The 24,320-nt window shown below is 32.8% G+C and carries 28 protein-coding genes; 5 read left to right on the top strand and 23 right to left on the bottom strand.

Annotated elements, in window-relative coordinates; all coding sequences use genetic code 11:
- Window positions 1-12: 12 nt before the first annotated feature.
- The 3 genes from ACKI44_RS04780 to xseA form a co-directional block, all read right to left on the bottom strand.
- Window positions 13-1,002: a beta-ribofuranosylaminobenzene 5'-phosphate synthase gene (locus ACKI44_RS04780; protein WP_407422062.1), complete on the bottom strand. Its 990-nt coding sequence runs from the start codon at window positions 1,000-1,002 to the stop codon at window positions 13-15.
- 111 nt (window positions 1,003-1,113) lie between these two features.
- Window positions 1,114-1,335 (bottom strand): exodeoxyribonuclease VII small subunit, encoded by a 222-nt coding sequence (locus ACKI44_RS04785; protein ID WP_407422064.1) that lies wholly within the window; start codon window positions 1,333-1,335, stop codon window positions 1,114-1,116.
- Between the two features lies 1 nt (window position 1,336).
- The gene (gene xseA / locus ACKI44_RS04790; RefSeq protein ID WP_407422066.1) at window positions 1,337-2,590 is read right to left on the bottom strand and encodes an exodeoxyribonuclease VII large subunit; all 1,254 of its coding nucleotides are present in this window, start codon (window positions 2,588-2,590) and stop codon (window positions 1,337-1,339) included.
- Between the two features lie 88 nt (window positions 2,591-2,678).
- Here xseA and ACKI44_RS04795 point away from each other — a divergent pair, with 88 nt between their 5' ends.
- On the top strand, window positions 2,679-3,329 hold the full coding sequence (locus ACKI44_RS04795; protein WP_407422068.1) for a hypothetical protein: 651 nt from the start codon (window positions 2,679-2,681) through the stop codon (window positions 3,327-3,329).
- Window positions 3,330-3,335: 6 nt separating this feature from the next.
- Here the strand turns inward: ACKI44_RS04795 and ACKI44_RS04800 are convergent, their stop codons facing one another.
- From ACKI44_RS04800 to ACKI44_RS04865, 14 genes are all read right to left on the bottom strand, one after another.
- A complete protein-coding gene (locus ACKI44_RS04800; RefSeq protein ID WP_407422070.1) occupies window positions 3,336-3,905 on the bottom strand; it encodes a flavin reductase family protein in 570 nt (189 codons plus the stop codon).
- 54 nt (window positions 3,906-3,959) lie between these two features.
- On the bottom strand, window positions 3,960-4,592 hold the full coding sequence (locus tag ACKI44_RS04805; RefSeq protein WP_407422072.1) for a hypothetical protein: 633 nt from the start codon (window positions 4,590-4,592) through the stop codon (window positions 3,960-3,962).
- A 52-nt stretch (window positions 4,593-4,644) separates the two neighbouring features.
- The gene (locus ACKI44_RS04810) at window positions 4,645-5,373 is read right to left on the bottom strand and encodes a flavodoxin family protein (protein WP_407422074.1); all 729 of its coding nucleotides are present in this window, start codon (window positions 5,371-5,373) and stop codon (window positions 4,645-4,647) included.
- Window positions 5,374-5,375: 2 nt separating this feature from the next.
- Window positions 5,376-5,990 carry a GNAT family N-acetyltransferase gene (locus ACKI44_RS04815; protein WP_407422076.1) on the bottom strand — a complete coding sequence of 205 codons (615 nt, stop codon included), beginning with the start codon at window positions 5,988-5,990 and terminating at the stop codon, window positions 5,376-5,378.
- Between the two features lie 4 nt (window positions 5,991-5,994).
- A complete protein-coding gene (locus ACKI44_RS04820) occupies window positions 5,995-6,603 on the bottom strand; it encodes a TetR/AcrR family transcriptional regulator (protein ID WP_407422078.1) in 609 nt (202 codons plus the stop codon).
- A 120-nt stretch (window positions 6,604-6,723) separates the two neighbouring features.
- Window positions 6,724-7,590, bottom strand: coding sequence for a radical SAM protein (locus tag ACKI44_RS04825; protein ID WP_407422080.1), 867 nt, complete (start codon window positions 7,588-7,590; stop codon window positions 6,724-6,726).
- Window positions 7,591-7,650: 60 nt separating this feature from the next.
- On the bottom strand, window positions 7,651-8,211 hold the full coding sequence (locus ACKI44_RS04830) for a methanogenesis marker 17 protein (protein WP_407422082.1): 561 nt from the start codon (window positions 8,209-8,211) through the stop codon (window positions 7,651-7,653).
- An 11-nt stretch (window positions 8,212-8,222) separates the two neighbouring features.
- Window positions 8,223-9,464, bottom strand: a complete 1,242-nt coding sequence (locus tag ACKI44_RS04835; protein ID WP_407422084.1) for a methanogenesis marker 15 protein — start codon at window positions 9,462-9,464, stop codon at window positions 8,223-8,225.
- 3 nt (window positions 9,465-9,467) lie between these two features.
- Complete coding sequence (locus ACKI44_RS04840; protein WP_407422086.1) at window positions 9,468-9,920, bottom strand: methanogenesis marker 5 protein; 453 nt, start codon at window positions 9,918-9,920, stop codon at window positions 9,468-9,470.
- Between the two features lie 16 nt (window positions 9,921-9,936).
- The gene (locus tag ACKI44_RS04845; protein WP_407422088.1) at window positions 9,937-10,404 is read right to left on the bottom strand and encodes a methanogenesis marker 6 protein; all 468 of its coding nucleotides are present in this window, start codon (window positions 10,402-10,404) and stop codon (window positions 9,937-9,939) included.
- Window positions 10,382-11,923, bottom strand: coding sequence for a methanogenesis marker 3 protein (locus ACKI44_RS04850; RefSeq protein WP_407422090.1), 1,542 nt, complete (start codon window positions 11,921-11,923; stop codon window positions 10,382-10,384). The genes ACKI44_RS04845 and ACKI44_RS04850 overlap by 23 nt, the downstream gene beginning before the upstream one ends.
- Before the next feature lie 442 nt (window positions 11,924-12,365).
- A complete protein-coding gene (locus ACKI44_RS04855) occupies window positions 12,366-13,349 on the bottom strand; it encodes a methanogenesis marker 2 protein (protein WP_407422092.1) in 984 nt (327 codons plus the stop codon).
- 4 nt (window positions 13,350-13,353) lie between these two features.
- Window positions 13,354-14,466 carry a DUF2117 domain-containing protein gene (locus ACKI44_RS04860; protein WP_407422094.1) on the bottom strand — a complete coding sequence of 371 codons (1,113 nt, stop codon included), beginning with the start codon at window positions 14,464-14,466 and terminating at the stop codon, window positions 13,354-13,356.
- On the bottom strand, window positions 14,463-14,969 hold the full coding sequence (locus ACKI44_RS04865) for a ribonuclease VapC (RefSeq protein WP_407422096.1): 507 nt from the start codon (window positions 14,967-14,969) through the stop codon (window positions 14,463-14,465). The genes ACKI44_RS04860 and ACKI44_RS04865 overlap by 4 nt, the downstream gene beginning before the upstream one ends.
- Window positions 14,970-15,459: 490 nt before the next feature.
- Between ACKI44_RS04865 and ACKI44_RS04870 the strand changes: the two genes are divergently transcribed.
- Genes ACKI44_RS04870 through ACKI44_RS04885 form a run of 4 tightly spaced genes read left to right on the top strand, consistent with a single transcriptional unit; the run spans window position 15,460 to window position 17,932 of the window.
- Window positions 15,460-16,287 carry a helix-turn-helix transcriptional regulator gene (locus tag ACKI44_RS04870; protein WP_407422098.1) on the top strand — a complete coding sequence of 276 codons (828 nt, stop codon included), beginning with the start codon at window positions 15,460-15,462 and terminating at the stop codon, window positions 16,285-16,287.
- Window positions 16,287-17,090 (top strand): helix-turn-helix transcriptional regulator, encoded by an 804-nt coding sequence (locus tag ACKI44_RS04875; RefSeq protein ID WP_407422100.1) that lies wholly within the window; start codon window positions 16,287-16,289, stop codon window positions 17,088-17,090. Before ACKI44_RS04870 ends, ACKI44_RS04875 begins: the two co-directional genes overlap by 1 nt.
- Window positions 17,087-17,380 (top strand): ArsR/SmtB family transcription factor, encoded by a 294-nt coding sequence (locus ACKI44_RS04880; RefSeq protein ID WP_407422102.1) that lies wholly within the window; start codon window positions 17,087-17,089, stop codon window positions 17,378-17,380. The genes ACKI44_RS04875 and ACKI44_RS04880 overlap by 4 nt, the downstream gene beginning before the upstream one ends.
- A gap of 48 nt (window positions 17,381-17,428) precedes the next feature.
- Window positions 17,429-17,932, top strand: coding sequence for a molybdenum cofactor biosynthesis protein B (locus ACKI44_RS04885; RefSeq protein ID WP_407422104.1), 504 nt, complete (start codon window positions 17,429-17,431; stop codon window positions 17,930-17,932).
- A 147-nt stretch (window positions 17,933-18,079) separates the two neighbouring features.
- Here the strand turns inward: ACKI44_RS04885 and pyrE are convergent, their stop codons facing one another.
- From pyrE to asd, 6 genes are all read right to left on the bottom strand, one after another.
- Window positions 18,080-18,601, bottom strand: a complete 522-nt coding sequence (gene pyrE, locus ACKI44_RS04890; protein ID WP_407422106.1) for an orotate phosphoribosyltransferase — start codon at window positions 18,599-18,601, stop codon at window positions 18,080-18,082.
- Window positions 18,601-18,828 (bottom strand): PRC-barrel domain-containing protein, encoded by a 228-nt coding sequence (locus tag ACKI44_RS04895; protein ID WP_407422108.1) that lies wholly within the window; start codon window positions 18,826-18,828, stop codon window positions 18,601-18,603. Before ACKI44_RS04895 ends, pyrE begins: the two co-directional genes overlap by 1 nt.
- 54 nt (window positions 18,829-18,882) lie before the next feature.
- Complete coding sequence (locus tag ACKI44_RS04900; RefSeq protein ID WP_407422110.1) at window positions 18,883-19,896, bottom strand: adenosylcobinamide amidohydrolase; 1,014 nt, start codon at window positions 19,894-19,896, stop codon at window positions 18,883-18,885.
- Between the two features lie 33 nt (window positions 19,897-19,929).
- Complete coding sequence (gene thsA, locus ACKI44_RS04905) at window positions 19,930-21,540, bottom strand: thermosome subunit alpha (protein ID WP_407422112.1); 1,611 nt, start codon at window positions 21,538-21,540, stop codon at window positions 19,930-19,932.
- A gap of 242 nt (window positions 21,541-21,782) precedes the next feature.
- Window positions 21,783-23,033 carry a hypothetical protein gene (locus ACKI44_RS04910; protein ID WP_407422114.1) on the bottom strand — a complete coding sequence of 417 codons (1,251 nt, stop codon included), beginning with the start codon at window positions 23,031-23,033 and terminating at the stop codon, window positions 21,783-21,785.
- A gap of 231 nt (window positions 23,034-23,264) precedes the next feature.
- Window positions 23,265-24,314 (bottom strand): aspartate-semialdehyde dehydrogenase, encoded by a 1,050-nt coding sequence (gene asd, locus ACKI44_RS04915; RefSeq protein WP_407422116.1) that lies wholly within the window; start codon window positions 24,312-24,314, stop codon window positions 23,265-23,267.
- Between the last annotated feature and the right edge of the window lie 6 nt (window positions 24,315-24,320).

Raw genomic sequence — 24,320 nt, forward strand, 5'->3', positions numbered from 1 at the left:
GTAAAAAAGTGATTATTTTTCAATTACATAACCACTGTTTTGACCTTTAGTTATAAATATAGGTGCATCTTCACCTAAAAACTCACGAGTTGCATTTAAGACGCTTTCTCTGTTGTTATCATCAACTACAGAATAAATTGTAGGTCCAAATGAACTCATACCGACACCATATGCCCCATTATCACGTAAATGCTGCATCAAATTATGCATTCTTTCATCATACAATGTCAATTCAGCTTTTTGGAAACCTCTTTTATGGATTTCATCGATGCATTTTCCAAACTCTTCAATATCCTTTTCAAGCATTGCCGGAATCATATTCATAAATACAATGTGGGATAATTGTTCTACTTCCCTTTGTGGAAGCGGACAGAACCTTTGGAATAAATTAATTTCTTCACCATCATGAATGGATAATCCATATGGAGGTATTGCTATCAATACATCCCATTCTTCAGGAAATTCATATCTTCCAATAAGTGGCGGTGGACATGCACTTGAAGCTGAAGAAGGTAAAAATGTTGCCTTTTCTTTTAGACTGTGTCCCCCATCAGCAATGAATCCTCCGTCTTCAAAACCATAAGTTCCAATACCGGAAGTTCCACCTCTTCCAACAATGGTAGATAACTCTACAGAGGATTTTTCAATCCCAACAGTTTCACAAATTAATTTTGCAGTTGCAAGAGCAATCTGTGTTCCGGATCCAAAACCGGAATGTGCTGAAAATGCATTGTGAACTTTAAAATTAAAACCGATATCCAAATCGAAATGATTGCAGATATCTTCATAAGCCTGTTTTATTTTTAAATTACATTCTTCAATTGCTTCTTCATCAGTAATGCTTTCATCAAATTCTATGCTTACTCCACTTTCTGTTTGAGTACTTTCTAAAATGAATTGCGGGTTCTGAATAGAAAATCCGATTCCCCCATCAATTCTTCCATATGAACCGTTTAAATCTAGTAATGTTATATGGATTCTAGCAGGTGTTCTAATTATCATTTTATATCGCCCATTATTATTAATTTATACAATATATTTTGTTAAACTTCATATATAAATAAACAGTTGTTAACTTTATTGAAAAATTTTTGTAAAACACCTTTGTCCATATTATTCCACATTAAAGTCAACTATTTCACCATTATCTTCAACTATCTTTGCAATAGTATCCTGCGCATTATTAAGTTTTTCATCACAAGCTTTAACCAAATCCATAGCTTTTTTAAACTCTTCTATTGCATTATCAAGTGGAACATCACCTTTTTCCAATTTTGCAACGATTTCTTCCAATTCTTTTAAATTATCTTCAAAACTTGCATTTTCATCTACCATATTAAATCACCTTTGTATTAACATTACCGTCATCAAATTCTATTTCAAGCTCATCTCCAGATTTTAAGTCCTTGGAACTTGAAATGACTTTACCTTCACTTTTCGCTAAAGTATAACCTCTTTTTAAAGTATTTAGAGGGTTTAAAATTTCCAATTTTGAAATTTGCAATAAATAATTTTCCCATTTATCCTTAATAATCTCATCCGGATTTTTAAAAATACTGGAATGTTTTACCAAATCCAGTCTAGACTTATTTTTCATTATCAATGATTGTGAAGAATGTTCTAATTTATTTACCAAATTATCTAGCATCATTTCCTTAGGCGCATAGATTTCTGAAGGATTGGTAAAGAGTTTTTTAGAAACAATAGCATCGAATTTTGATTTGTTTTCACCAAATTGCTTATTGATGGCCATATTAGCCCTTAACTTAAGCTGGTCGACACCATTTTTAATTTCTCCGTATGGAGGAACTGCAATTTCTGCTGCAGCTGTTGGGGTTGCCGCTCTTAAATCAGCTACAAAATCCGCTATAGTGAAATCTATTTCGTGGCCAACAGCACTGATTACTGGAGTTTTACAGTCATAAATGGCTCTTGCAACAATCTCTTCATTAAATGACCACAAATCTTCAATGCTTCCCCCACCTCTTCCAACAATTAACGTGTCCAAATCAAAATTTTCAGATCGTTTAATCTGATAAACGATATTTTCAGCGGCCTTATCTCCCTGTACCAGTGAAGGGAATAAAATTACTTCACACAATGGCCAGCGCCTTTTGATTGTCGTTATGATATCACGGATGGCCGCACCGTTTTGTGCAGTTACAACACCGATTCTTTTTGGAAAATTAGGGATTTTCTTTTTGTGGGACTCATCAAACAATCCTTCCTTATTGAGCTTTTCTTTTAGCTCCAGGTAACGCTGATGCAAATCTCCGACACCGTCTTTAGAGATTTTATCCACATATAACTGATAGACACCATTCTTTTTATAAACATCGATTTTGCCTTCAATAAGTACTTTCATACCATCTTTTGGCCTTAATTCCTTAAGTTTATAACGGGCTCCGAACATGACGCCCTTAATCTGGCTTTCATCATCCTTTAAAGTGAAATACAAATGTCCGCTTCGATACAGGTTAACATTGGACATTTCACCCTTAATGAAAATATGTCTTAAATTCAAATCACTTGCTATGAGATTACCAATATAATCAGTAACTTCAGATACAGTGATATACGTCTCTTCCATAAAATATCTCCTTAGATATAATCTGTTACTATTAAGTAAATAATTTTTCATGAAAACTTTAAATATTTTGCCTAAATTAAATAATATCATGGCAGACAAAGACCTGAAACTTGAAACCAAATGTTATGACGCTAACGAATATGGATACCTATACGGCCTCAACAAAAGAATCCCTGATGAAGAATTTGAAAAGGTAAAGCCTTATATGAGAAACTTTAGAAGAAAAGACTTTTTAGATGGGATAATTAAAGTAACCGGAAGGCCTGAAGGTTACAGATGCCTTGAAGAAGATGTGCCTAAAGTCGAGGAGATTTTAGGAATCGAAAATACCCTGGAAAAAAGACAGGAAAAAATCAAAAAGGCATTTGCAGATCCGATTCAAAAGGTAAATCTCAAGGATAAATCATATGAATGGCTGAATACTCTTTTTAAAAATGGCGGAACAAGACCAAAGCAAGATTTAAGCCGTTTAGCAATCCATTCCACAAAAATATATGATCCTGAAGACAGCTTTAAAAAGGGTGCTGAAAATGGTGAAGGAAGTCTCTTTATTTACACTCCCCACGGAATGTGGTATATTATCAACAATTGTGGAGAATACAGTGATTTAAGTCTGAATAATGTGGTTACAAAAGATGGCGGGGCTATCGGCTACAGATTAATGTATGATGATACTTTAGATACCTTAATTAGAATATACACTGAAGAAAATGAGTATAGTGGTGAAAAATTGTATTAAGAAGTTTTAAAACTTCTTTAATACTTCAGGATTGAATGCTTTTCCAACAACATCACCAAGAACCCTGTAGGTTCTATTATTTCCATCATATGAAATGAATTCGATACTTTCAGTATCAACATTACCTTCATCATCAACCAAATCATCACTGACAACGGTATTGATGACTTTACCGACAACAAGGCACCTGTCCGGAACTATTTCATGAATATCCATGAGTTCACATTCCAAAGTAATTGGAAACTCTTCTACAATAGGCGCATTAATGTTTTCTGATTTTTTAACTGTAACACCAGTTCTTTTAACCTTATCAGTATCTTTTGAAGCGGAAACCAAACCGAAGAAATCAGCAACATCAAGAGTATCTTTTGTTGCGTAAGCTACTGTGAATTCCTTATTGTTTTGAATATTTTTTAAGGTTTGGCGGGAAAGTGCAAAAGTGATTGCTACATTTTCAGGACCACACTGGCCTGCCCATGCAGCATTCATTACATCAACAACACCATTTTCATCATAACTGCCTACCATGAAAACAGGTAAAGGCTGTACAATTGCTTTATCAATATTTTTACTCATAATATCACATTCATTATTATATTAATTAAAACTATTTAAATTTAATTTAGAATGCTACTTCGAAGAATTATTGGTAGGAGTAGTTGGACTTTGAGTCAATTTATTTGTATTCATATTAGATTTATACTCATTTAAAACGACACCATCCTTGATTAACTGAACAGTAACATGATCAACATCCAAATAATTAGGTGTGTAATATGATGAAAGCACTATTGCATAGTCACTATCTTTATAACTTTTATAGTAAGACATTTTTTCTGTAGTTGAAACAAGTTCCTTATCATCTTTATCACAATAAATCGTTTTTATAGTATATCCATCCATATCATCAGGGAAGTTATTTATATATCCACTTACGGAATAATAAAAGGTTGTTTCTCCATCATAAGTACTGCTGTAAACATAAGCTTCAGTTAAGGTTAATGTGACATTTTTTTGTGTATCTTGATTGCCACCTGAATTAAAAATGAATGCAGCTGCCGCAACAACAATAATAACAACAATTATTATACCAATTATGCAAGGAATAAGTGACCCTCCATCATCAGAAGAAGAATTGGATGGGGCTTTTTTAACTTTTTCCTCCTTATTAATAGGCACACCTTCAAGACTCTCAGCACACTCAATGCAAAACTTTGCATTATCCGGAGAGTTCACTCCACAATTGGGACAAGTTTTACTCATTATATCACCATAATTTTGTTATAATAGTATATGTAACTTATTATTAAAAAAATTATATGACTCTTCTTAAAAAAGTAAACATCACTTTTGAAAATATCTTTTTAACAAATCCCAAATTAACGTCCGGTGAAAAATCATGATTAACCAGACCCGTATCAAACCAGAATTCCTTATCAGCAGGTATAGGATCATCAACTAAAGCCATTGCTTTCCAAACATCAAAAAATATGATATCTCCCCATTTTGGAGAATGCATTTTTCCGGACTCAACATCACTTCTAAACTTTTTAGCGACTTTATCGATTTTATCGGTTTCTAGTGATTCTTTAGCCCCGCAGGCCACAGGCAATTTATAAACTTTATTTACACCCCAATGCCTTAATGTTTCATCCAAATAATTTGCCACTTTTTTCTGCCCCGCACCTGCCGTAGAAACAACAACAATAGCTTTTTTAGTGAAAAATTCCGGCCTGTGATAAAAATAAGCAGTATGGTCAATGAAATTTTTCAAAAGAGCAGAAACATTCAACGCATAGACCGGTGAAGCCAATATTATTGCATCACAATCTTTTAACTTTTCTACAATCGGCCCAATATAACCATTATGCGGACAGTACCCTTCACCTTTCATAAAGCAGGAAAAACAGCCCTTGCAAATTGGAATATTGCATTCTGACAAATTTATCTCTTCAAAATTCCCTTCCAGATTATATTTTATCCGATCAACAATAGCCCACGTGTTTTTCTTTCTTGGAGATCCGTTGATAATTAAGTATTTCATTTTTAAACCCCTAACTGATTTTCATTTACTTCCTTTTGTCTGAATTCAAATCTTTTATCAAATTCATCCACATCATTTTCATCAACATCAAAAACATCAGGATTTGAAAAAATTCCATTTTTTAAAGTGATTTCATCCACATTGAATATTTTTATCATGAAAAACGGACATTCTCCATCAATATCACATCCGTTCAAGCAAACATTATATTTTGATGCACTTTCAAATCCGAATCTGGAATAGTAGTTTTCATCACCAATTACAAAAACGAAAGGAACATCCCTCTCCCCAATTAACTTTAAAGTATAGTCAATGAGTTTGGTTCCATAGCCTTGATTCTGATATCTTTTATCTATTGAAATCGGACCCAATACAAGAGCTTCTTTTGAATTAGCATCATCGAAGTCAATTTGGCCTTTTGAATAATTGATGTGGCCGATAATTTCACCGTTCTTTTCTATGACATATGCCAAATCCTTAATGAAACTCGGATGATTTCTCAGATTATGTACAATATAATGCTCATAAGCTCCCGGACGATATACATTCCAAAAAGAATCTCTTACAAGATTTTCCACTTTCAAATAATCCTCTTCATTTTCCAGTCTAATATTCATGTTATCACACTATTTTAACTGAATCAAATATTAATTGCATATGATTCTGGGATTTTTTTCCAAATTCCTCAAGAAACTTCTCATCATCTTCAGGATAGTTAATGATGAAGTGCTCAATTAACAAGAACAATCCATAGTAGTAAAATGATTCGGCAAGCTGTTTTGTATCACCATCCTTCTTAATTAATCCCTTTTCCTTCATTAAGTCGAATAAATCAACCCATCCATTAACTGCATATTCCATAATTGGTTTTCTTATGAATTCCTTTATTTTTTCATTGTGATATGACTCAATTAAAAAAATACGGGTTATTTTCATCATGTCGGGTTCGCTCAGCTTGGTTTTATAAAGTTCAAGACCCACATTATAAAAATATTCAAAGCCAACATCCAAATTCTGGCTTGCCTGAGATAATGGAATCTCCTCCTTGGTCATTTCAGATATATAATAATCAAGTATTGTTTCTAAAATTGATTCCTTACTTTTATAATGGTTATATATCGAACTTTCCTTTATTCCAACTTCTCCAGCAATTCTACGGATAGAAACGTTATCATATCCGAATTCGGAAAATAAATTAATTGATACTTCTAAAATTTTGTCCTTTGTCATTTTAACGAACACCTGTTAGTTACAATAGGACATTGATTTTTAAAATATTTAAAACTAACGAGTGTTAGTTTAGCTGAAAAATAAGGAATTGAAAATTAATGAAAAAATAAAAAAATAGATTTAGTAATGACTTTGTGGAGTCATTCCTAAATGATGATCTTCGCTTTTTTTACCGGGAATTCCATAAGCGTCTGCCCTACATTGAGTACATGCTCTGAATACAGGTATTATCTCTTCTACTTGTTCACGAACACTTTCCATCATTGAACAGTCCGGACGTGAATAATGCTTCATTTTACCTAATGGTATTAACGGTAAAATGTTCATTAAAGAAGCACCTCGTTTTTTAACTTCCTTAGCAATTTCAACAATGTGTTCGTCGTTTAATCCAGGAATCAATACTGAATTAACTTTAACAACCATACCATTGGCTGCTGCTTTTTCAACACCATCCAATTGGTTTTTAATTAAGATTTTAACAGCCTCATAATCTTTGTATACTTTGCCCTCATATTTAATGAATGAATAGATATCTACTGCAATGTCCGGATCAATTGCATTGATAGTAACGGTAACGGAGTTTACTCCAAGTTCTGCAAGCCTATCTGCATATTTTGGAAGTAAAAGTCCATTTGTACTCATACATTTGATTAAATCCGGATGTTTTTCAGCCATTTTTTCAAAGAATTCAAATGTTTCTTCGTTAGCAAGTGAATCACCAGGACCTGCTACACCTACGACTGAAATTGGACCATCAGCAGTTACATCATCAATATGTGCTATTGCATCATCAGGGTTCATTATACAACTGGTTACACCAGGCCTGTCTTCTTCGTTATTAATATCTCTTGTACAGAAGTTACAGAAGATATTGCACTTTGGTGCAACTGGCACATGAGCCCTACCAACTTTATCATGCATTTTTTCATTAAAGCAAGGATGTGCTTTAGTTATATGTGCGAATCTTGAACCTTTATGTTCATTCATAATAACCACTTCTCCCTTTTTAGTTATAGTAAATTTATAACAAGTGTTATATAAACTTTTCTACATTCCATTTTCTAACTCAGCAATATAATCCTCTGCTTTTTCAATCCAATCATCCATAATTAACTCATCAGTAGCTACAACTGCAATAATATCCTTAGTAGACATATCCTTAATAATTTTAAAGCCTTCAGGTAAAATCCTGAATATTGCATCATAAATTCTTCTTTGAAGATTGGAATGTGGGTCATCAATAACCAAAGTTTCCAAATCCATCTGATTGCCATCCAAATCGATGTTGTATCTTGTTGGCTGGTAGATTTCATCTCTGGAATACATTCTCCACAATCTTTTTAAGATATTAGGCAGGTAATTTTCATTTTCAACAAAGATATGAGTAACATCATCAGCCTTGTCATAAGTGAAGTTAGCTACATCTTTAAATTCAACAACTGTAGAAGTTTTTTTCATTTTAATAGCTATTATAAATACAGGATCATCAGGATTAACAAAAGCTTTTAAATCATCAACAGAAGCACCTAAAACCAAATCCTGAAAGATTTGCTTTATGATGATTTCATAAACTTCAGCGCCTTTCTTATCATAGCATTCAACTAACATCAAACCACTCTTTATTTATCATCATGCCTGTGTCCCATTCCGGATACAAGAAGAGCTGCACCTACAGCACCAATGTGTTGGGAATATTCAGGAACAATTACTTCAATTCCACCTAAAGTCTCACTTACAGCTTCAACAAGACCTGAAATCAAACTTGTTCCTCCTACTTGTATCAATGGTTCACGGATATCAATTTCTTGAAGTTGTTGTTCATAAACTTGTTCTGATACGGAGTGACATGCAGCTGCTGCAACATCCGCTTTAGATCCGCCTGCTGCAAGAGTAGTAACAAGGTCCTGAATACCGAATACAATACAGTATGAATTTAACATTGCTTTTCTCCAGTCACCCTGAACAGCTAAAGGACCAAGCTCTGTAATGTCTACATCCAATCTACGGGAAGTCATGTCTAAAAATCTTCCGGATGCACCTGCACAGATACCACCCATAGTAAAGTTATCAGGAATACCGTTATTAACGGTAATAACCTTGTTATCCATACCACCAATATCCAATACAGTAGCTTCACCTTTTTGACGGTCTGCCAAGTATACTGCACCTTTTGCATTAACTGACAATTCTTCCTGAATAAGTTCAGCACCGAATTCCTGACCCATGGTAAATCTACCGTAACCTGTAGTTCCGATACCATCCAAATCATCCCAGTCATAATCAGTTTGACCGAATGCTTCGGCAGCTGCTGTTTTAGCAGATTCTATGATATCTTTGGTTGATGTCCAACCGGTTCCAATAACCTGATTGTTTTCCATAAGTACAGCTTTTGTAGTGGTTGAACCTGAGTCTAGACCAAGAGTAAGACCTTCCTGTTTTTCACGAGCAAGAATGCTTCTACGAGTTACAGTAGTAGCCAATGCTTCCATACGGATAAACAACTCATCAGCTTTTGTCCTTTCTGTAAATGAATATGTAACTACAGGAATACGAGTATTGTTTTGAATAAAACGTCTTACTTCATTCCTTACAAGTGCCGCTTCTGCACATCTGAAACAAGTAGCGATAAATACTGCATCAGGTTTTGATTTGCCTTCAACAATAGCCATAGCTCTTGCAATCATTAATTTTAAACTTGAACTTTGAGCAGAAAAACCAAATTTCTCATAAGCTTCATCAATGTAATCCAAATCAATTTCCGGGAGAATAATTTCTGCACCAAATTTATTAGCTGCTTTTTCAATTTCCTTTTGAATTCCACTATATTCAGTTCCACATGAAACTAAAGCAATTTTTACCATTTTTTATTCCTCCCCTGATTCTTCTAGTGAGTCAACAAAATCATTTATCTCATTTACCATAAGATAAGTTTCATCCTGATTTGTTGGATAGGTTACTTCTAAAACAGGAATGTCCCTGTTTCTGAGTAAGAATATTGATAATTCGTTAGTTCTTGCACATCCGATACAACCAAAACCGAATGGAGCACCATCAACAATGATTGCTGCTTCAGCTTCATCTATTAACGGTCCGATAATGGCCATCCTACCACGAACACCGGACGGAACCTCAATAGCTGCATATTTAAGACCTTTAATTGGGTCGTCTTCTGTTATGTTCATTGGAGGAGAATCAATCTCCGGGTCTTTAATTTTTTGTCTAATTTGTTTTTGAAGAACTAAAGGAGTATGACCTTTCTTTTCAATTAAATCTGCTAAGATTAATGAATTTGGAGGATAAATAGCTACTTTCACCATATTTTCACCTATAATTTTATTTGTTTTCTAAACATTCATTCATAATTTCTTTAAAATCATCAACTTTCACTGGTTTTTTCTCTTCAACTGTTACACGCTTAGGATTTTCTAAAGCTTCAGCAACATAACCAAGGATTGTATATTCCTTTTCCATTTGGTGGAATCCTTCTCTAGGTCCAAATCTATGACCTCTGCATCTTCTAGGATCACCTGGAGCAAAACCTCTTTCCTTTGTAAATATGTGAGCAGGATCAAGTTTTCTGATTTCTTCGATTGCCTTTAAAACATCATCCTTTTTTCCACTAATCATTGATCCGTAACAAGTGTTTTTAATTGTTAAAGGAAGACCAAGCATGTGGAATTCACCTACAATTTCACTTTCACTTACACGAGCTCCCGGTCCAAGAATAATCATACGAGTAATTACTTCTGGGTCCCAATCTTCACTACTCATGTTTACTTTAGGACATAGATTCTCTGACATAAACTACAACTCCTTCTTTTAAATCTTCTAAACCTTCAGTATTAGCAACCATTTTACCTATAATGTTTGTTGCATTGAATGATTCTGCAGTTGGTCCGAAATCCCTATTCGGTTCAAATCTAACACCAATTAAACCGGCAGTTTTTGCAGCCATATTTGTAATACCTATTTCACATTCATTAACAATGTCAACAGGGTTATTCTCAGGAATGAGACCTTTAGCCAATTTTTTATCTCCTTCAAAGATAGTAATGTGCATTCCAGGGACTGCAAAGTGAATTTTGATTTTACCAACAGGGTTTTCCAGAAGACCAGAAATTAACTTAAAGTATTTAACTGATCTTGGGGCATTATCAACAAATTCAATTTCACATAACTTATCAGCTTCAATTGCTTTTGTTACAACTTTTCCTTCTTTTAAAATATCAATAGTATGTCTAGGAGATTGTTCAACAATCAACGCATCATCATCAGTTACGCCTTCACGAACATGTTCAATGCCTGCTTCGGCAAGGATATTGCCTGCATCAGATTGTGATTTTCCAAGTAAAAGCAATCTTTGCTGTTCAGATTTAACTGTAATAAAATCATCTTTTTTCGCAATATCAATTATTTCCATTCCGGCAGTGATTTTCCCAACAGTGGTATGATTTGGAGTTAAAACTCTGTTTTCACGATAAACATACATTCTGCCTACACCGCTGCCTTCATTTCTAATAGTGATAGTTCCTCTAACTCTCTGAGTAGTATCCTCTTTAGGCTTATCGATGCCTTGCAATTCGTAAAAACCTACAAAAGAATTTGAGTCGAAATGCACTTTGATTCTATTGTCTTTAATGATTGAAAACAAGTGTTCAACACAGACAGGTGAATTTTCATCAATTTCAAAGGAAATATATGTGAATAATTCATTTCCTTCTTCCAAAACCGTGCTTAAATCAGAAACGGAAGCACTGTCAGTTGTGGTACTTCTTTCAATAATCGGTTCAATAGAAGTTACAGTATCATCATCAGTTAATTCGTTTAAAGTTTTTTTACCACCAATAATACGTGCAAAAATACCCTTGTTGAAAGGAGGTACACTGTATACATTGGTAGTGTTTTCCTTAAGAAGAATTAAGTGAGTAGACTCGTTACTAAAACTAGATAAACTTAAAACTACATCTCCCTCATAATATTTGAATTCGTCATGGGTAGGTTCCAAATCAGTTACAATAGGTCCGATAGCAACTTCTGTTGAAGTAGACCATCTAATGGACAAATCGGCAAATTCCTCATATTGATTTTTCCACACATCAATAATAGGATTTGCTTCTTCGTTATCGACAAGTTCAATAATGATAGAACCTTTGGTAGTTTTAATTTTATATTTAGTAATATTCTTTTCCAGTTCTTTTTTACCTTTAATTAGACAAATAATACTACCAGGAGTATATGGAGCATTAGTTTCATCAATTACGTCTTGAATTGTAGAACCTTCTGCTACATCAATCTCTTTGCCATTAACTTTAATTAACATACAATCTCCTAATATATTGTTTAATATGATAACTATGTTTTTTAATATAAAAATAGTTATTCATTTGATTTCAAAATTCTAAAATTTAAGCAAATTATGAATTTAACTGTTTTTTGAGTATTGAATTGATAACCGAAAAGGCTATATAATATGGTTTAATGAGAACAATATTTATCAGTGCGCTCAACAAGCTTTAAATACAACTTAAATAAACAATAGAAGAACACTATCATTTACCCATGTAAAAAAATTAAATATAAATAAGATAGTTGATATATGAGTACTTGAGGTTACTCAATGAGAAACCTTCAAAAAGGGATTAAAGATTAATGTCTAGAGGAAGTATTGCAGTTTTTACTGCAATAAGGCATTAATTTACGCTATTTTTTAATAATATCAACACTAAATATAACCTAATTCTAAAAAAAGAGAAAAAATCCAGTTATAATTTAAAAACGGGATTTTTATTTTGATTGAATACTTCGATTGTCTGACCGTTATAGGTAACGTTTAAAACCTTTTCATCAGTTACTTCACCAACAACGCTTGCTTCGATTGAATATTTGGCCAAATGCTCAATGATAAAATCACATTTATCTTCACTGGCAGTAAAAACAAAACCTGAACCCGGATAAGACTTCAGCCAATCGGCCCAATCCATATTTTCATTTTTTGGAATATCCATCAAATTAACATTGGCGCCTTTTTCAGAAGTTTCCAAAAGCATTTCAAGGGTTCCCAAAATTCCTGGATTTGAAATGTCCTTACCTGCCTTTATATAATCATGCTCTGCCAGGTATTGAACTGCAGTAATCTGATCTTGTACCAACTGGGCATCCTTATCATATGTGGTGTCCCAGTTCAAGCTGAACATTTCATGAGGCTTACCGTCCAAATCAATAGCCACGATAACTTTATCACCTACTTTAGCATCAAAACTTGTGATTAATTTATCCTTTTGTGCAATTCCGACAATGGCCACACCCACAGAGTCGCATTCAGCATCAGGATGAAGGTGTCCTCCAACCATAGGAACGCCGAACTTCAAACAGCCATCCTTTATTCCGGTTAATAGTTCCTCATAGATTTCATCATTGTTGATGGACATGATATTAACCATAGCCAACGGTTTTCCTCCCATTGCAGCTATATCATTAACGTTGACAAGTACAGAACAATAACCTGCCCAGTATGGGTTTACATTCATTATCTGACCCCATATTCCGTCAGCAGCAACCAACATAACCTGATTATTTCCTATATCAACGGCAGATGCATCGTCACCTATATCAATAATTACATCACCAGAGACGTTATAGGCTTCACCTAAAAGATTTACCACATTGTCAATAGAGCTTTTACGTGAAACACCTTCAAATTCTTGTACTTCCTTTATGAGTTTTTCAAAGTCTAAAATAAACCCCACATCCTTAAATTCTATTGATTGTATATTTAATATTTCTATTATTTATTATTTCAATAATTTCTTTTTCAACTTCATCTATTGATTCGAAATTATTGGAATATTCCTTATTTTTAAAGATTTCCTCACGAATTATTGCACCGATAATATCATCGTTACCGCTTTCAACTTCAAATATTACTGAATTTTTGGATTTAAAACCGCTTTCAACAACCTTATCCAAATCTCCATCAGTAATGCCGATTATTGGAATGTTAAACCTGTATAATATATCTGATGAAATCAATGTTGTATCATCACCTACCGTAATTACGGCAGATGAGTCTTTAAACCTGTAGACATCCTCACCGGCATGGTCTAAAAAAGCCACTTTAAATTCATCAGATTTTGTGGTGTTTAATACCCTTGGAGTTACTTTGGCTTTTCTTAAAAGTCCTGTCTTTACAATAGCTGAGTTTAAGTCTATTTCACCTAATTTTTCAACACCATGGGGCTTTATCTCACCACCAATAATATCAACCAAATGATTATTTTCCGCCACCAAAACAAGCTTATCCGAAGTTGACTTACCAACGACAACACTGTTGACCATTATGTTTTCACCAGGACTGACTCCATGAATTATCCTTTGTGTACTTGTGTCATTGTCATTTTTGATGTGTGTTTCATATACCTCTTCGGGAGTTACAATTCCCAAATTCAATTTTTTTGCAAATTCCTCTGCCAGACTGCTTTTAAAAGCCCAGTTAATGACACTGCCGTCAGCTTCGCCGGGCCTTTCAATCTGAATTATCGGTATGTTATTGTCAACTATTTTATTTTTATAATGATTATAAACCTTATATCCAAAAACCTGACCTGTAACTACAGATTTCCCATAATTTAAAAGAAAAATGACATCAACATTATCATCATGGAAAATTTTAAGTGAATCGCTTGGCACTAGTTTACGGGAAATGTCAATGACATCTTCCAGAGAATTATCAATAACTGCCGTACGACCCATTGTTCCACCAAGCCTTACAGAAACGTCACCATATTCTTTTATCAAATTAATTAACGTTAATGCATAACCTGAATCGATTATATTAGGACCATGAACAACTATGCCGATATTCATTTATTCACCTTAATTCTTTTTTTATATATTTTAGATCCACATACATCACAATCATCAAAAGGATAATCCTCCCCGAATTCCTTTTTGCAACCCTGGCAAACCTTTTTCCAATTATAAATCTCCTTTATTCCTTCCATGATTATTCCGTCATAGGCAATGCCCATTATTTTCAGAGCGTTTTGTATCGTATAATCATCACTGATTACCTTTACGGATTTTCCTTCATCCTTAAGCATCAGTGCAAGGGAGATTATTTTTTTATCGGGAATGGAAAGTCTTAAGACATCCCCTGATTTTGAAATGATTTCATCAGTCCTGTCAACATATTCCTGTGTAACATCCTGAACTGTCAGTATTCCGTCATCTACTGCACTGTCATAAACAAGACGGGATTCAAAATCCTTGATTTCGGCAGTGATTTCTGGAACCGTGAAATTGTTTTTTGATGTGGGTTTAAAGCCGTTAATGAATGCTGATGCATCTAAAATATAGTAAATTTCCATGAATATAGATATGATTTAGGAATTTATAAACATTTATACTCACATATATCATCAATTAAGTTTAATAAATTTTAAAAATAAATATAATCTATACATAAATAATACATAAGTGTGATGATATCAGTTGAATTTTTTTCACCGCATTGTGAATATAATTAAAAATTCTGATAAAAACCCCTTTTATATTATATCACAAATAATCCCGATAAATCAATGAAAGTAATAAAAGATTTATTTTAGGATAATAGAGAATATATTTCCCAATATAATTAAATTAAGAAATATAATGAATTATATTACCTTAAGAAGAATTATTATTATTTTTCTTCTCACCGAAAGAGACTTTCAGGGAAGTTTAGGGGAACTTTAGGGGAACTTTAGGGGAAGTTTAAGGGAAATTTAAGGGAATTTTAAGGGAATTTTCATATATTTATTTAAAGTTAGCAGTTAAAAATAATAATAACTAACAATTCCAATGTGATGCAAAAAAATGCTTAAGGCAATGAAAACTAATGCAGTGATGAAAATGAAACTGGAAGAAAATTACATGAAGAATGATATGATGTTTATTGTAAAATCAGAAATAAGATTAAAAATCTTAACAGAGCTAATTGACAAACCCCAGACAATCAGACAGATTGTAGACAATACCAAAATGGCATACAGTTCCGTATCAAACAATTTAAACAAATTAGAGTACAAAAATCATGTCATAAAGGAAAATAGGGTCTATACAGTTACTCCAATGACTAAAATCTATTTCAACCAGTTAATGGAGTTTAAAAAAAGCATTGATGTTGTTGAAAATTTCGACAGTTTCTGGTATAAGCATAATATCGCCTACATTAATGACGAATTAATAGAAAACATAACACAATTATACGAATCCAAATTAATAGAAACAAATCCTATTGACATCTACAAAACCCACGACAATATTAAAAATCAGTTAAAAATCTCTAAAAATATCCGGGGAATACTTCCATATATTCATCCAGATTATCCTCAATTAATTGAAAATATAATGAAAAATAATGGCAAAGTTGAATTAATAATGCAGAAAAATATTTTTCAAGGATTAATCTCCCAAATCAGCCCTGAATTGAAAAATAAATGCATTAAAAATGGATCTTTAAAAATCCATATCATGAAAAACCATTTGGACATTTATCTTTTGATTTGTGATGAATCCATGAATTTGGGATTGTTTAAAAATGATGGAAGCTACGATCAAAATAGAATTCTGAATTCAAATACAAAGGATTCGTTGGTTTGGGCTAATAATTTATTTGAAAATATAAAACTGGAGGTGATTTGATGGTCGCAAGAGCAATAAAACATGAAAACCTTGAATTTAAGAATGTTAAGTATCTTTTGACTTCTTCAATGCGTACATTAATACTTGTTGTTCTATACAACGACCGGAAAAATCTTAATGAAATTAGAGACGAATTGAAAAAACCTTCTGCAACAATATTGCATGGGTTAAAGGAGTTAGAAGAGAATAACTTAGTAAAAAAAGATAAGAAGTATTATACGTTAACATCAAACGGATATTTACTTGCAACGAATGTCATTAAATTAATTGACAACTGGTATACAATAGAAAAAAACAAATACTTCTGGAATAACCACGATTTGCAGGGCATTCCAGAAAATTTCCTAAATAAATTATATCTCTTAAAGGATGCTGAATTCATTTCATCATCGACTAGTGATTTATCAAATGCATTTAATAGATATATACAATTAATTTCAACATCAAAGGAATTGAAAGTTATATTACCTATATACTCAGAGAATCACTTCAAACATTTCATTAAATTATTGAAAAATAATCAACTGGAAACCCTGACAATAATATTAAATACAAAAATCTTAAAGATGATGAAAAGAAGCAGGTACTTAAAGAAATCTTTGCTTGAAGATAAGAGAGTGGAGATGATAGAGATTTATGAGGACCCCAAATTGTTCTTAACATTTTCAAAGGATTTTATGACTTTGACGCTATTTTTTAAAGATGAACATTATGATGATTCGCAAATTATAGTGGATAAACATAAAGGCGCAATAAGATGGGGAGAGGAATTATTCAAATTCTATTTAGGTGATAAACTATGACAGGAGAAAATGAACAAACTAATAGACATTTAGAACATATAATTTTACAGAAAAAAGGTGGAAAAACTACTGCAAGAATGATTGAACTATTATTGGTTAGACCATATAATTCTAATCAAATAGCCAAAACTCTAAATATAAGCTACAATACAGCATATTATCATTTTCAAATAATGGTGAAGCTTGATTTAGTTGAAAAAGTAGAAACCAAATATGGAACATACTATTCAGCAAAAGAAAATTTGATCAAGGCCAAAGATAAATTTGAAGAAATAAAAAAATTAATATAAACATTAATTAAATATTAGATGTTGTATATGTAAATTTTAGGTGATTATATGGAAAGTAAAACAACAAAACAACATCAAAAAGAATCTTCAAATGATATATGTTGCGGAATTATTACATTAAGCGACAGCAGAAATATTAAAGAAGATTTATCTGGAGATTATATCGAAAAAGAAATTAAAAGTAGATATGATTTAAAATCAAGAGCAATCATTAAAGATGAAAAAGATGAACTTTTGAAATCTATAAATGATATGATTGATAAGGACATTGATGTAATCCTTACAAATGGAGGAACAGGTCTAAGCAACCGAGACATAACAGTTGAAACTGTTGAAGAATTATTTGAAAAAAAAATTGACGGTTTCGGGGAAATCTTTAGACATGAATCCTATTTGGAAATAGGTTCCGGAGCACTGCTTTCACGTGCCACTGCCGGAGTTTATAAAAATTGTTGTATATTTTCCATGCCAGGATCACCTAATGCAGTTAAAACCGCACTAAACATAATAATTGATGAACTTCCACATATAGTTCATCATGCAAAAAAATAAATTTTGATGGATTTAATTATCCATCATTTCTTTTTTTAAAACATTAACTTGAATATTAAGAGCAATAGCCTAGGAAATAGAGCAATATCCGAAAAAAATAAGGATATATTTCTTATATGGGAAAAATTCCCCTTAAGAAATATTTAATTAAAATTCATCAACTTTGATTAATGGTTCTAATGTAATTCCTTCTTCATTAAACGCTTCAATAGCACCTTCTTGCCTGTCAACGACAACAAAAGCCCTTGTTACATTACCGCCATTATCTTGGATTGCTTTAATTGCTTTTAAAAGTGAGCCTCCAGTAGTCGTTACATCCTCAACGACAATAACATTATCTCCGGAGTTTAATTCACCTTCAATTAGTTTTGAAGTTCCATATCCTTTCTTTTCTTTTCTTATCATAAGTAAAGGAATTTTACTTTCAAGAGATACGGCAGTAGCTATTGGAACCGCACCTAAAGCAGGACCAGCCACTTTATCCACACCATCTTCAGAGATAAGTTCTGTGATTAATTTTGCTATTGTAGACAATATTTCAGGTTCGGTAATAGCTTTTTTCATGTTAATATAGTAATCACTTTTTTTACCTGAAGATAATGTGAAATCTCCCCTAAGGAATACTTCATTTTCTTTTAATAGAGTTATTAAATATTCTTTAGATGGCATTATATATCATCATCACTTTTAAGTAATACTTTATCACCGATAGCCTTTACAAGATCTACAGGCACGACATTTTCACTTTCACGGAATTGTTCTGAAATTCCAGTCTTTTTAATTACCAAATCTGTAACTTCAAAGGTATCCTCATCAAAAACGATTTCATGAACTCTACCTATGATTCTTACATTTCCGTCCAATACTTCTTTGTTAATTATGTCTTTACTTCTCATTAAAATCACCTATTAATATAAGGTATTTAGTTATTAACTTAAATAAGTTTAGTTTCAATCTAAGAATTTTTTAATCCAGAACGACAACAGGCTATTAACAGTATCACCCTTACAATAAGCTAAAAGCCCATTAGATAAATCACAAGCAACTTCTTTTTTTATGATTCCCTTTTCAACATCGTCTATCAAGTTTAGAATTGATGATGTTATTGCAATATTTTCGGGAATTTTAGAATCAATTTTTAGCTGAAGAATGAAGTCATGTTTATCTTGATTTAAGCTATCATAAAATTGATTGATATCCAACTTGTATCGATTTAATAATACCAAAACATTAGATTGTGAATGTGGTGTAATCCAAACCTGCTTTTTAATTGCTACATGTATAGACTCAATGATACTTTTGGCAATTACTTCACCCAACTTAGAATGTTTGCCTGCATTAGTTATTATATTGGGCGATTCAAGATCAGATGCAATTATCAAACCATCAGTACCCGTTCCTGTTGCAAAATTATTGGAAAACTGTGAAGGAATCTTTAAATTGTTTAAAGCAACACTTTTAGCTTCACTGGCCACCATAAACGCTTCAGCCATTACATTATCATCCAACCTGGAGTTGATTAACAATATTGTATTGATGGTTCCAGGTTTAAACATGCCATTTTCCTCATAAAATCCGGCATCATCCCCTGCACAAACCGCATTTACACGAACTCCTGCCGTGGTAATGGCCGTTACTTCAATCTGCTTATATCTTTTTGAAACAATGGATAAATTCTTCATTAAAGCCAGAGTTACAAGACCTGAAGATTTCTGGGGATTGAATTTAAAATCCTTACATAACTTTACCAAATAATCCATTAAATCATGATTTTCCAAATAATTGATGTTTTCCTGAGACAAATGATGGTTGAATACAAATTCCAGATTGTCCTGAATTCCACCATTTAAAACAGAATTGGAAATACAATTTCGTTTATGGTTAAACTTAATAAAAATAGAGTCTTTTAAATAATACACTTCATCGTTGGTTGAAGTTTTAAAAATAAGTCTTTCATTATACATAAAATAAAAAAAAAGAAAAGATGTAAATTAAATTTACATCATTGGAGGCATACCGCCCATACCAGGATCCATTGGCATGTCGTCTGCTCCGCCAGTAGATGCAATTACATCATCGATTCTTAAAATCATTTCAGCTGCTTCAGATGCAGATTGGATAGCTTGTTTTTTGACACGTTTAGGTTCAATTACACCTGCTTCTTTCATATCTGCTACTTCACCAGTAAATACATCTAATCCCATGTAGAATGAGTCTTCTTGAGCAGCTCTTAAGTCTACTAATGAGTCGATGCTGTCTAAACCTGCGTTTTCAGCTAAGGTTTTAGGTACAATTTCTAAAGCTTCTGCAAATGCGTTTACAGCTAATTGTTCTCTTCCAGAAATAGATTCTGCGTAATCTTTGAGTTTTTTAGCCATAGCTATTTCAGGTGCACCTCCACCAGCTACAACTTGGTCATCTTCAACAGTAGCTGCAACTACACCGATTGCGTCTTCAATAGCTCTTACGATTTCATCAACGATGTGTTTGGTACTGCCTCTTACGAATAAGGTTACGGATTTAGCTGCACTGCATTCTTCTACAAAGATCATGTCTTCACCGGAGATTTTTCTTTCTTCAACGATTCCAGCTTGACCTAAATCTTCAGGAGTTAAATCATCTAAGTTGGAAATTACAGTAGCGCCAGTAGCTCTGGATAATTTTTCAATGTCGGATTTTTTAACTCTTCTTACAGCCATGATTCCTGCTTTGGATAAGTAGTGTTGTGCTAAGTCATCAATACCTTTTTGTGCGAACAATACTGTAGCTCCAGAATCAGCAACTTTTTGAACCATTTCTTTAATCATGTTTTCTTCTTGTTCAATGAATGCTTGCATTTGAGCAGGGTCAGTTATTCTGATTTCAGCGTCAACTTCAGTTTCTTTAACTTCTAATGGAGTGTTGACAAGAGCGATTTTTGCATCTTTGAGTTCAGATGGCATACCAGGATGTACTTTTTCTTTGTCAACAATTACACCTTCAACTAAGTTTGATTCTTCGACAACAGCACCATCTTTTTTCTCAATTTTAATATTATCAGTGTCTACAACTTTATCATCAGCAACTTTTTGTACTGCTTCTACGATTAATTTTGCTAATGGTTCACGTGCTGCTTCGGTTCCTTTACCAGTCATAGCAGTCATAGCTACTTTGGTTAACATTTCAGTATCAACATTATCGATTGCAATTTCATCTAAGATAGCTTGAGCTTTTTCAGCTGCTTTTCTGTATCCCATTGCAATGATGGTTGGGTGAATATCTGAATCTAATAAGCTTTCTGATTTTTTTAATAATTCACCAGCAATAATAACTGCAGTAGTAGTTCCGTCTCCAACTTCGTCTTCTTGGGTTTTTGCTACTTCTACGAGCATTTTTGCTGCAGGATGTTCAATATCCATTTCTTTTAAGATTGTTACACCATCGTTAGTTACTACAATGTCTCCAAGACCGTCTACTAACATTTTGTCCATTCCTTTTGGACCTAAAGTAGTTCTTACAGTTTCAGCTAATACTTTACCAGCTAAAATGTTATTTCTTTGTGCGTCTCTACCGATGGATCTGTTAGTTCCTTCAGGTAAAATAAAAATTGGTTGTCCACCTTGTGCCATTTAATCACCTTTAATTAATTTTTATAAATAATTAGATCAGTTTAATAATCAACGAAAAAATAAGTTGTATTGTTGAATAAACCTTTCTACATATAACATGAGTTTAAGGTTATATAAATACTTTACTATTTAGTAAATTTTTGTAAGAAAAAGTTTATAGCATGTCAAACACAGTACTGTCTAAACATGAAAAAGGCAACATAAGATGGTTAAAAAAATAGAAAAGAATAGATAAAGAATATTTATCTATGCTGTTTTTTCTCTAATTTGAAAGGAGGTGTCCTTTCAATAGTTTCATAAGAATCCTGTTCCTCTTGGAGTTCATTGAAGAACGCATTGATTTCTTCCAATCTTTTGATTTTATCGTTTTTACGGATTAATTCATTTTGGAGATTGATGAACTCTTCACGTGAAACAGTCTGTTCTTTCAAATATCTCAATTCATTGTCTCTTGCAGTGATTTCATTTTGAAGCTGATTTTGCAAGTTGACGTAATCAGATTTTGGAACACTTTGTTCTTTCAGATATTTTAATTCACTGTCACGGACTGAAATTTCACTTTCAAGATAATTTTGAAGACTGGTATACTCTTCACGAGGAACTGAATTTTCCTTCAAGTTATTGATTTCAATATCCATTGCTGCAACTTCATTTTCCAATAACTTTTTAAGATTGTTATAATCTTCTTTAGGGATAGATTTTTCTTTTAAAGTGTTGATTTCATTATCCAGAGCAGCAACTTCATTTTCAAATCTTGCCTGCAAGTTTTCATAATCCTGTTTAGGGATAGTCTCCTGTTTTAACAAGGCCATTTGATTATCCAATGCAGAAACTTCATTTTCAAATCTTGCCTGCAAGTTTTCATAATCCTGTTTAGGGATAGTCTGTTGTTTTAACAGGATCATTTCATTATCAATAGCAGTGATTTCATTATCTTTCTGCTGAAGTTCTCTGTTTTTAAACTCTAACTGCTTTTCAAGTTCCATTATTTCCTGCTGAGCACCGGCATCATTTTCTAACTTGATAACCTGAATCTTATAATCATCAATAGTTCTTGAAAGATTGTTGATTTGAGCATCTTTTTCAGCAATACTTCTATAAGATTCATTTAATCTTTCATTAACTTCAGCCAATTCATTTTTCTTATAATCTTTTAGTTGCTCTGCAAAATAAGTTTTAATTTCATCTAAAGAGTTATTAACGTAATCTAGTTCGTATATTCTATCTTCTTGATTTTTAATCAACAAATCTTTTTCATCTAATTGACCTTTGAGTTGATTAACTTCTTCTTCTGCTTTAAATTTAATAACTGAAACTTCTTTTTCTTTGTCAACAATATCTTGTTCGAGCTCTCGAATCCTTGAAGCAGAATTATCATTGGCTTTTTCCACTTCCAATTGTGTTAAATCGAATTTTAGTTTATTAAGCTCTAATAAACAAGACCTGACTAAAGACTGTAAAGTCTCTTTTTCAGCGTCTATTCCATTTACCATTTCTATCCCTTAACTTAAAATTTATCTCAATATTGAAATTTGCATATGATTAATTTTTAAATTTAAAAATTATGTTATACCATACACCATATTTATCTAATATTAAATATTGTTGTTATACTATTTAAATTAAACCCTCAAATTAACCAAAAATAGAAACTAAAAAGATATAGAAACCAATTGAAAAATATAGAAAAAAATAGAAAAAATAAAAAAAATAAATGAGTTAAATTAGAGTATTTTATCATTAATTAACTCTGCATTTAACACTGATGCTCCAGCAGCACCACGAATAGTATTATGTCCAACAAGAACATATTTAAAACTATTATCGAAAGCTTGGTCTTTTCTTAATCTACCAACACTAACAGACATACCATTGCCCGCATTTCTGTCCATTCTTGGCTGAGGCCTGTCCATTTCTTCTTTGATAATAACAGGATTTTCCGGTGCTGAGAATAAATTTAATTCTTGAGGCAAAGCTTTGAAATTTGCCATTTTATCTTTCACATCTTCAATGTCAAAGTCATCATCCAACTCAACAAATACCGCTTCGGTATGACCATCAATTACAGGAACCCTATGACATGAAGCACTTAACTTGAAGTCAGCATCAACAACTTTTTCGCCGTCATAAGAACCTAATAAGTGTAAAGTCTCAGATTCCATCTTCTCTTCTTCACTACCAATGTATGGAACAAGATTATCAACAATAGCCATTGATGGAACACCATTATAACCTGCGCCAGATACTGCCTGCATGGTTGATACCCTAATTGAGTTAATATTAAAATTATCAACAATAGGTTTTAATGTTAAAGTTAAAGCAATAGTGGAACAGTTAGGATTGGTTACAATAAATCCGTCCCAATTATTTTCCTTTTGCTGTGCATCGATCATGTCTAAGAACTCAGGATTAACTTCAGGGATTACTAAAGGAATATTCTTTTTCATCCTGTGAGCACTAGCATTACTTGCAACAACATAATCCTTTGCAAAGTCTTTCTCAACTTTAGCGGCAAATTCTGTTGGAAGTGATGAAAATACAATATCCACATCATTATCCATATCTTCAGGATTGGTTTCACATACAACAATATCTTTTACGGATTCAGGCATAGCATCATCAAGATACCAGGTAGTTGCATCTTCATATCTTTTGCCTGCGGAACGTGAAGAAGCTGCAAGAGCAGTAAGTTCAAAATCAGGATGTTTATCCAACAATTGAATAAATCTTTGACCAACCATTCCTGTAGCGCCAAGTACACCAACTTTTACCATAATAAC

The organism is Methanobrevibacter sp., from assembly GCF_045646205.1.
Lineage (GTDB): Archaea > Methanobacteriota > Methanobacteria > Methanobacteriales > Methanobacteriaceae > Methanocatella.

Excerpts from the sequence above, each read along its gene's own strand:
- ACKI44_RS04780 (WP_407422062.1), bottom strand. The coding sequence starts at position 1,002 with ATGATAATTAGAACACCTGCTAGAATCCATATAACATTACTAGATTTA.
- ACKI44_RS04785 (WP_407422064.1), bottom strand. The coding sequence starts at position 1,335 with ATGGTAGATGAAAATGCAAGTTTTGAAGATAATTTAAAAGAATTGGAA.
- xseA (WP_407422066.1), bottom strand. The coding sequence starts at position 2,590 with ATGGAAGAGACGTATATCACTGTATCTGAAGTTACTGATTATATTGGT.
- ACKI44_RS04795 (WP_407422068.1), top strand. The coding sequence starts at position 2,679 with ATGGCAGACAAAGACCTGAAACTTGAAACCAAATGTTATGACGCTAAC.
- ACKI44_RS04800 (WP_407422070.1), bottom strand. The coding sequence starts at position 3,905 with ATGAGTAAAAATATTGATAAAGCAATTGTACAGCCTTTACCTGTTTTC.
- ACKI44_RS04805 (WP_407422072.1), bottom strand. The coding sequence starts at position 4,592 with ATGAGTAAAACTTGTCCCAATTGTGGAGTGAACTCTCCGGATAATGCA.
- ACKI44_RS04810 (WP_407422074.1), bottom strand. The coding sequence starts at position 5,373 with ATGAAATACTTAATTATCAACGGATCTCCAAGAAAGAAAAACACGTGG.
- ACKI44_RS04815 (WP_407422076.1), bottom strand. The coding sequence starts at position 5,990 with ATGAATATTAGACTGGAAAATGAAGAGGATTATTTGAAAGTGGAAAAT.
- ACKI44_RS04820 (WP_407422078.1), bottom strand. The coding sequence starts at position 6,603 with ATGACAAAGGACAAAATTTTAGAAGTATCAATTAATTTATTTTCCGAA.
- ACKI44_RS04825 (WP_407422080.1), bottom strand. The coding sequence starts at position 7,590 with ATGAATGAACATAAAGGTTCAAGATTCGCACATATAACTAAAGCACAT.
- ACKI44_RS04830 (WP_407422082.1), bottom strand. The coding sequence starts at position 8,211 with ATGTTAGTTGAATGCTATGATAAGAAAGGCGCTGAAGTTTATGAAATC.
- ACKI44_RS04835 (WP_407422084.1), bottom strand. The coding sequence starts at position 9,464 with ATGGTAAAAATTGCTTTAGTTTCATGTGGAACTGAATATAGTGGAATT.
- ACKI44_RS04840 (WP_407422086.1), bottom strand. The coding sequence starts at position 9,920 with ATGGTGAAAGTAGCTATTTATCCTCCAAATTCATTAATCTTAGCAGAT.
- ACKI44_RS04845 (WP_407422088.1), bottom strand. The coding sequence starts at position 10,404 with ATGTCAGAGAATCTATGTCCTAAAGTAAACATGAGTAGTGAAGATTGG.
- ACKI44_RS04850 (WP_407422090.1), bottom strand. The coding sequence starts at position 11,923 with ATGTTAATTAAAGTTAATGGCAAAGAGATTGATGTAGCAGAAGGTTCT.
- ACKI44_RS04860 (WP_407422094.1), bottom strand. The coding sequence starts at position 14,466 with ATGAATATCGGCATAGTTGTTCATGGTCCTAATATAATCGATTCAGGT.
- ACKI44_RS04865 (WP_407422096.1), bottom strand. The coding sequence starts at position 14,969 with ATGGAAATTTACTATATTTTAGATGCATCAGCATTCATTAACGGCTTT.
- ACKI44_RS04870 (WP_407422098.1), top strand. The coding sequence starts at position 15,460 with ATGCTTAAGGCAATGAAAACTAATGCAGTGATGAAAATGAAACTGGAA.
- ACKI44_RS04875 (WP_407422100.1), top strand. The coding sequence starts at position 16,287 with ATGGTCGCAAGAGCAATAAAACATGAAAACCTTGAATTTAAGAATGTT.
- ACKI44_RS04880 (WP_407422102.1), top strand. The coding sequence starts at position 17,087 with ATGACAGGAGAAAATGAACAAACTAATAGACATTTAGAACATATAATT.
- ACKI44_RS04885 (WP_407422104.1), top strand. The coding sequence starts at position 17,429 with ATGGAAAGTAAAACAACAAAACAACATCAAAAAGAATCTTCAAATGAT.
- pyrE (WP_407422106.1), bottom strand. The coding sequence starts at position 18,601 with ATGCCATCTAAAGAATATTTAATAACTCTATTAAAAGAAAATGAAGTA.
- ACKI44_RS04895 (WP_407422108.1), bottom strand. The coding sequence starts at position 18,828 with ATGAGAAGTAAAGACATAATTAACAAAGAAGTATTGGACGGAAATGTA.
- ACKI44_RS04900 (WP_407422110.1), bottom strand. The coding sequence starts at position 19,896 with ATGTATAATGAAAGACTTATTTTTAAAACTTCAACCAACGATGAAGTG.
- thsA (WP_407422112.1), bottom strand. The coding sequence starts at position 21,540 with ATGGCACAAGGTGGACAACCAATTTTTATTTTACCTGAAGGAACTAAC.
- ACKI44_RS04910 (WP_407422114.1), bottom strand. The coding sequence starts at position 23,033 with ATGGTAAATGGAATAGACGCTGAAAAAGAGACTTTACAGTCTTTAGTC.
- asd (WP_407422116.1), bottom strand. The coding sequence starts at position 24,314 with ATGGTAAAAGTTGGTGTACTTGGCGCTACAGGAATGGTTGGTCAAAGA.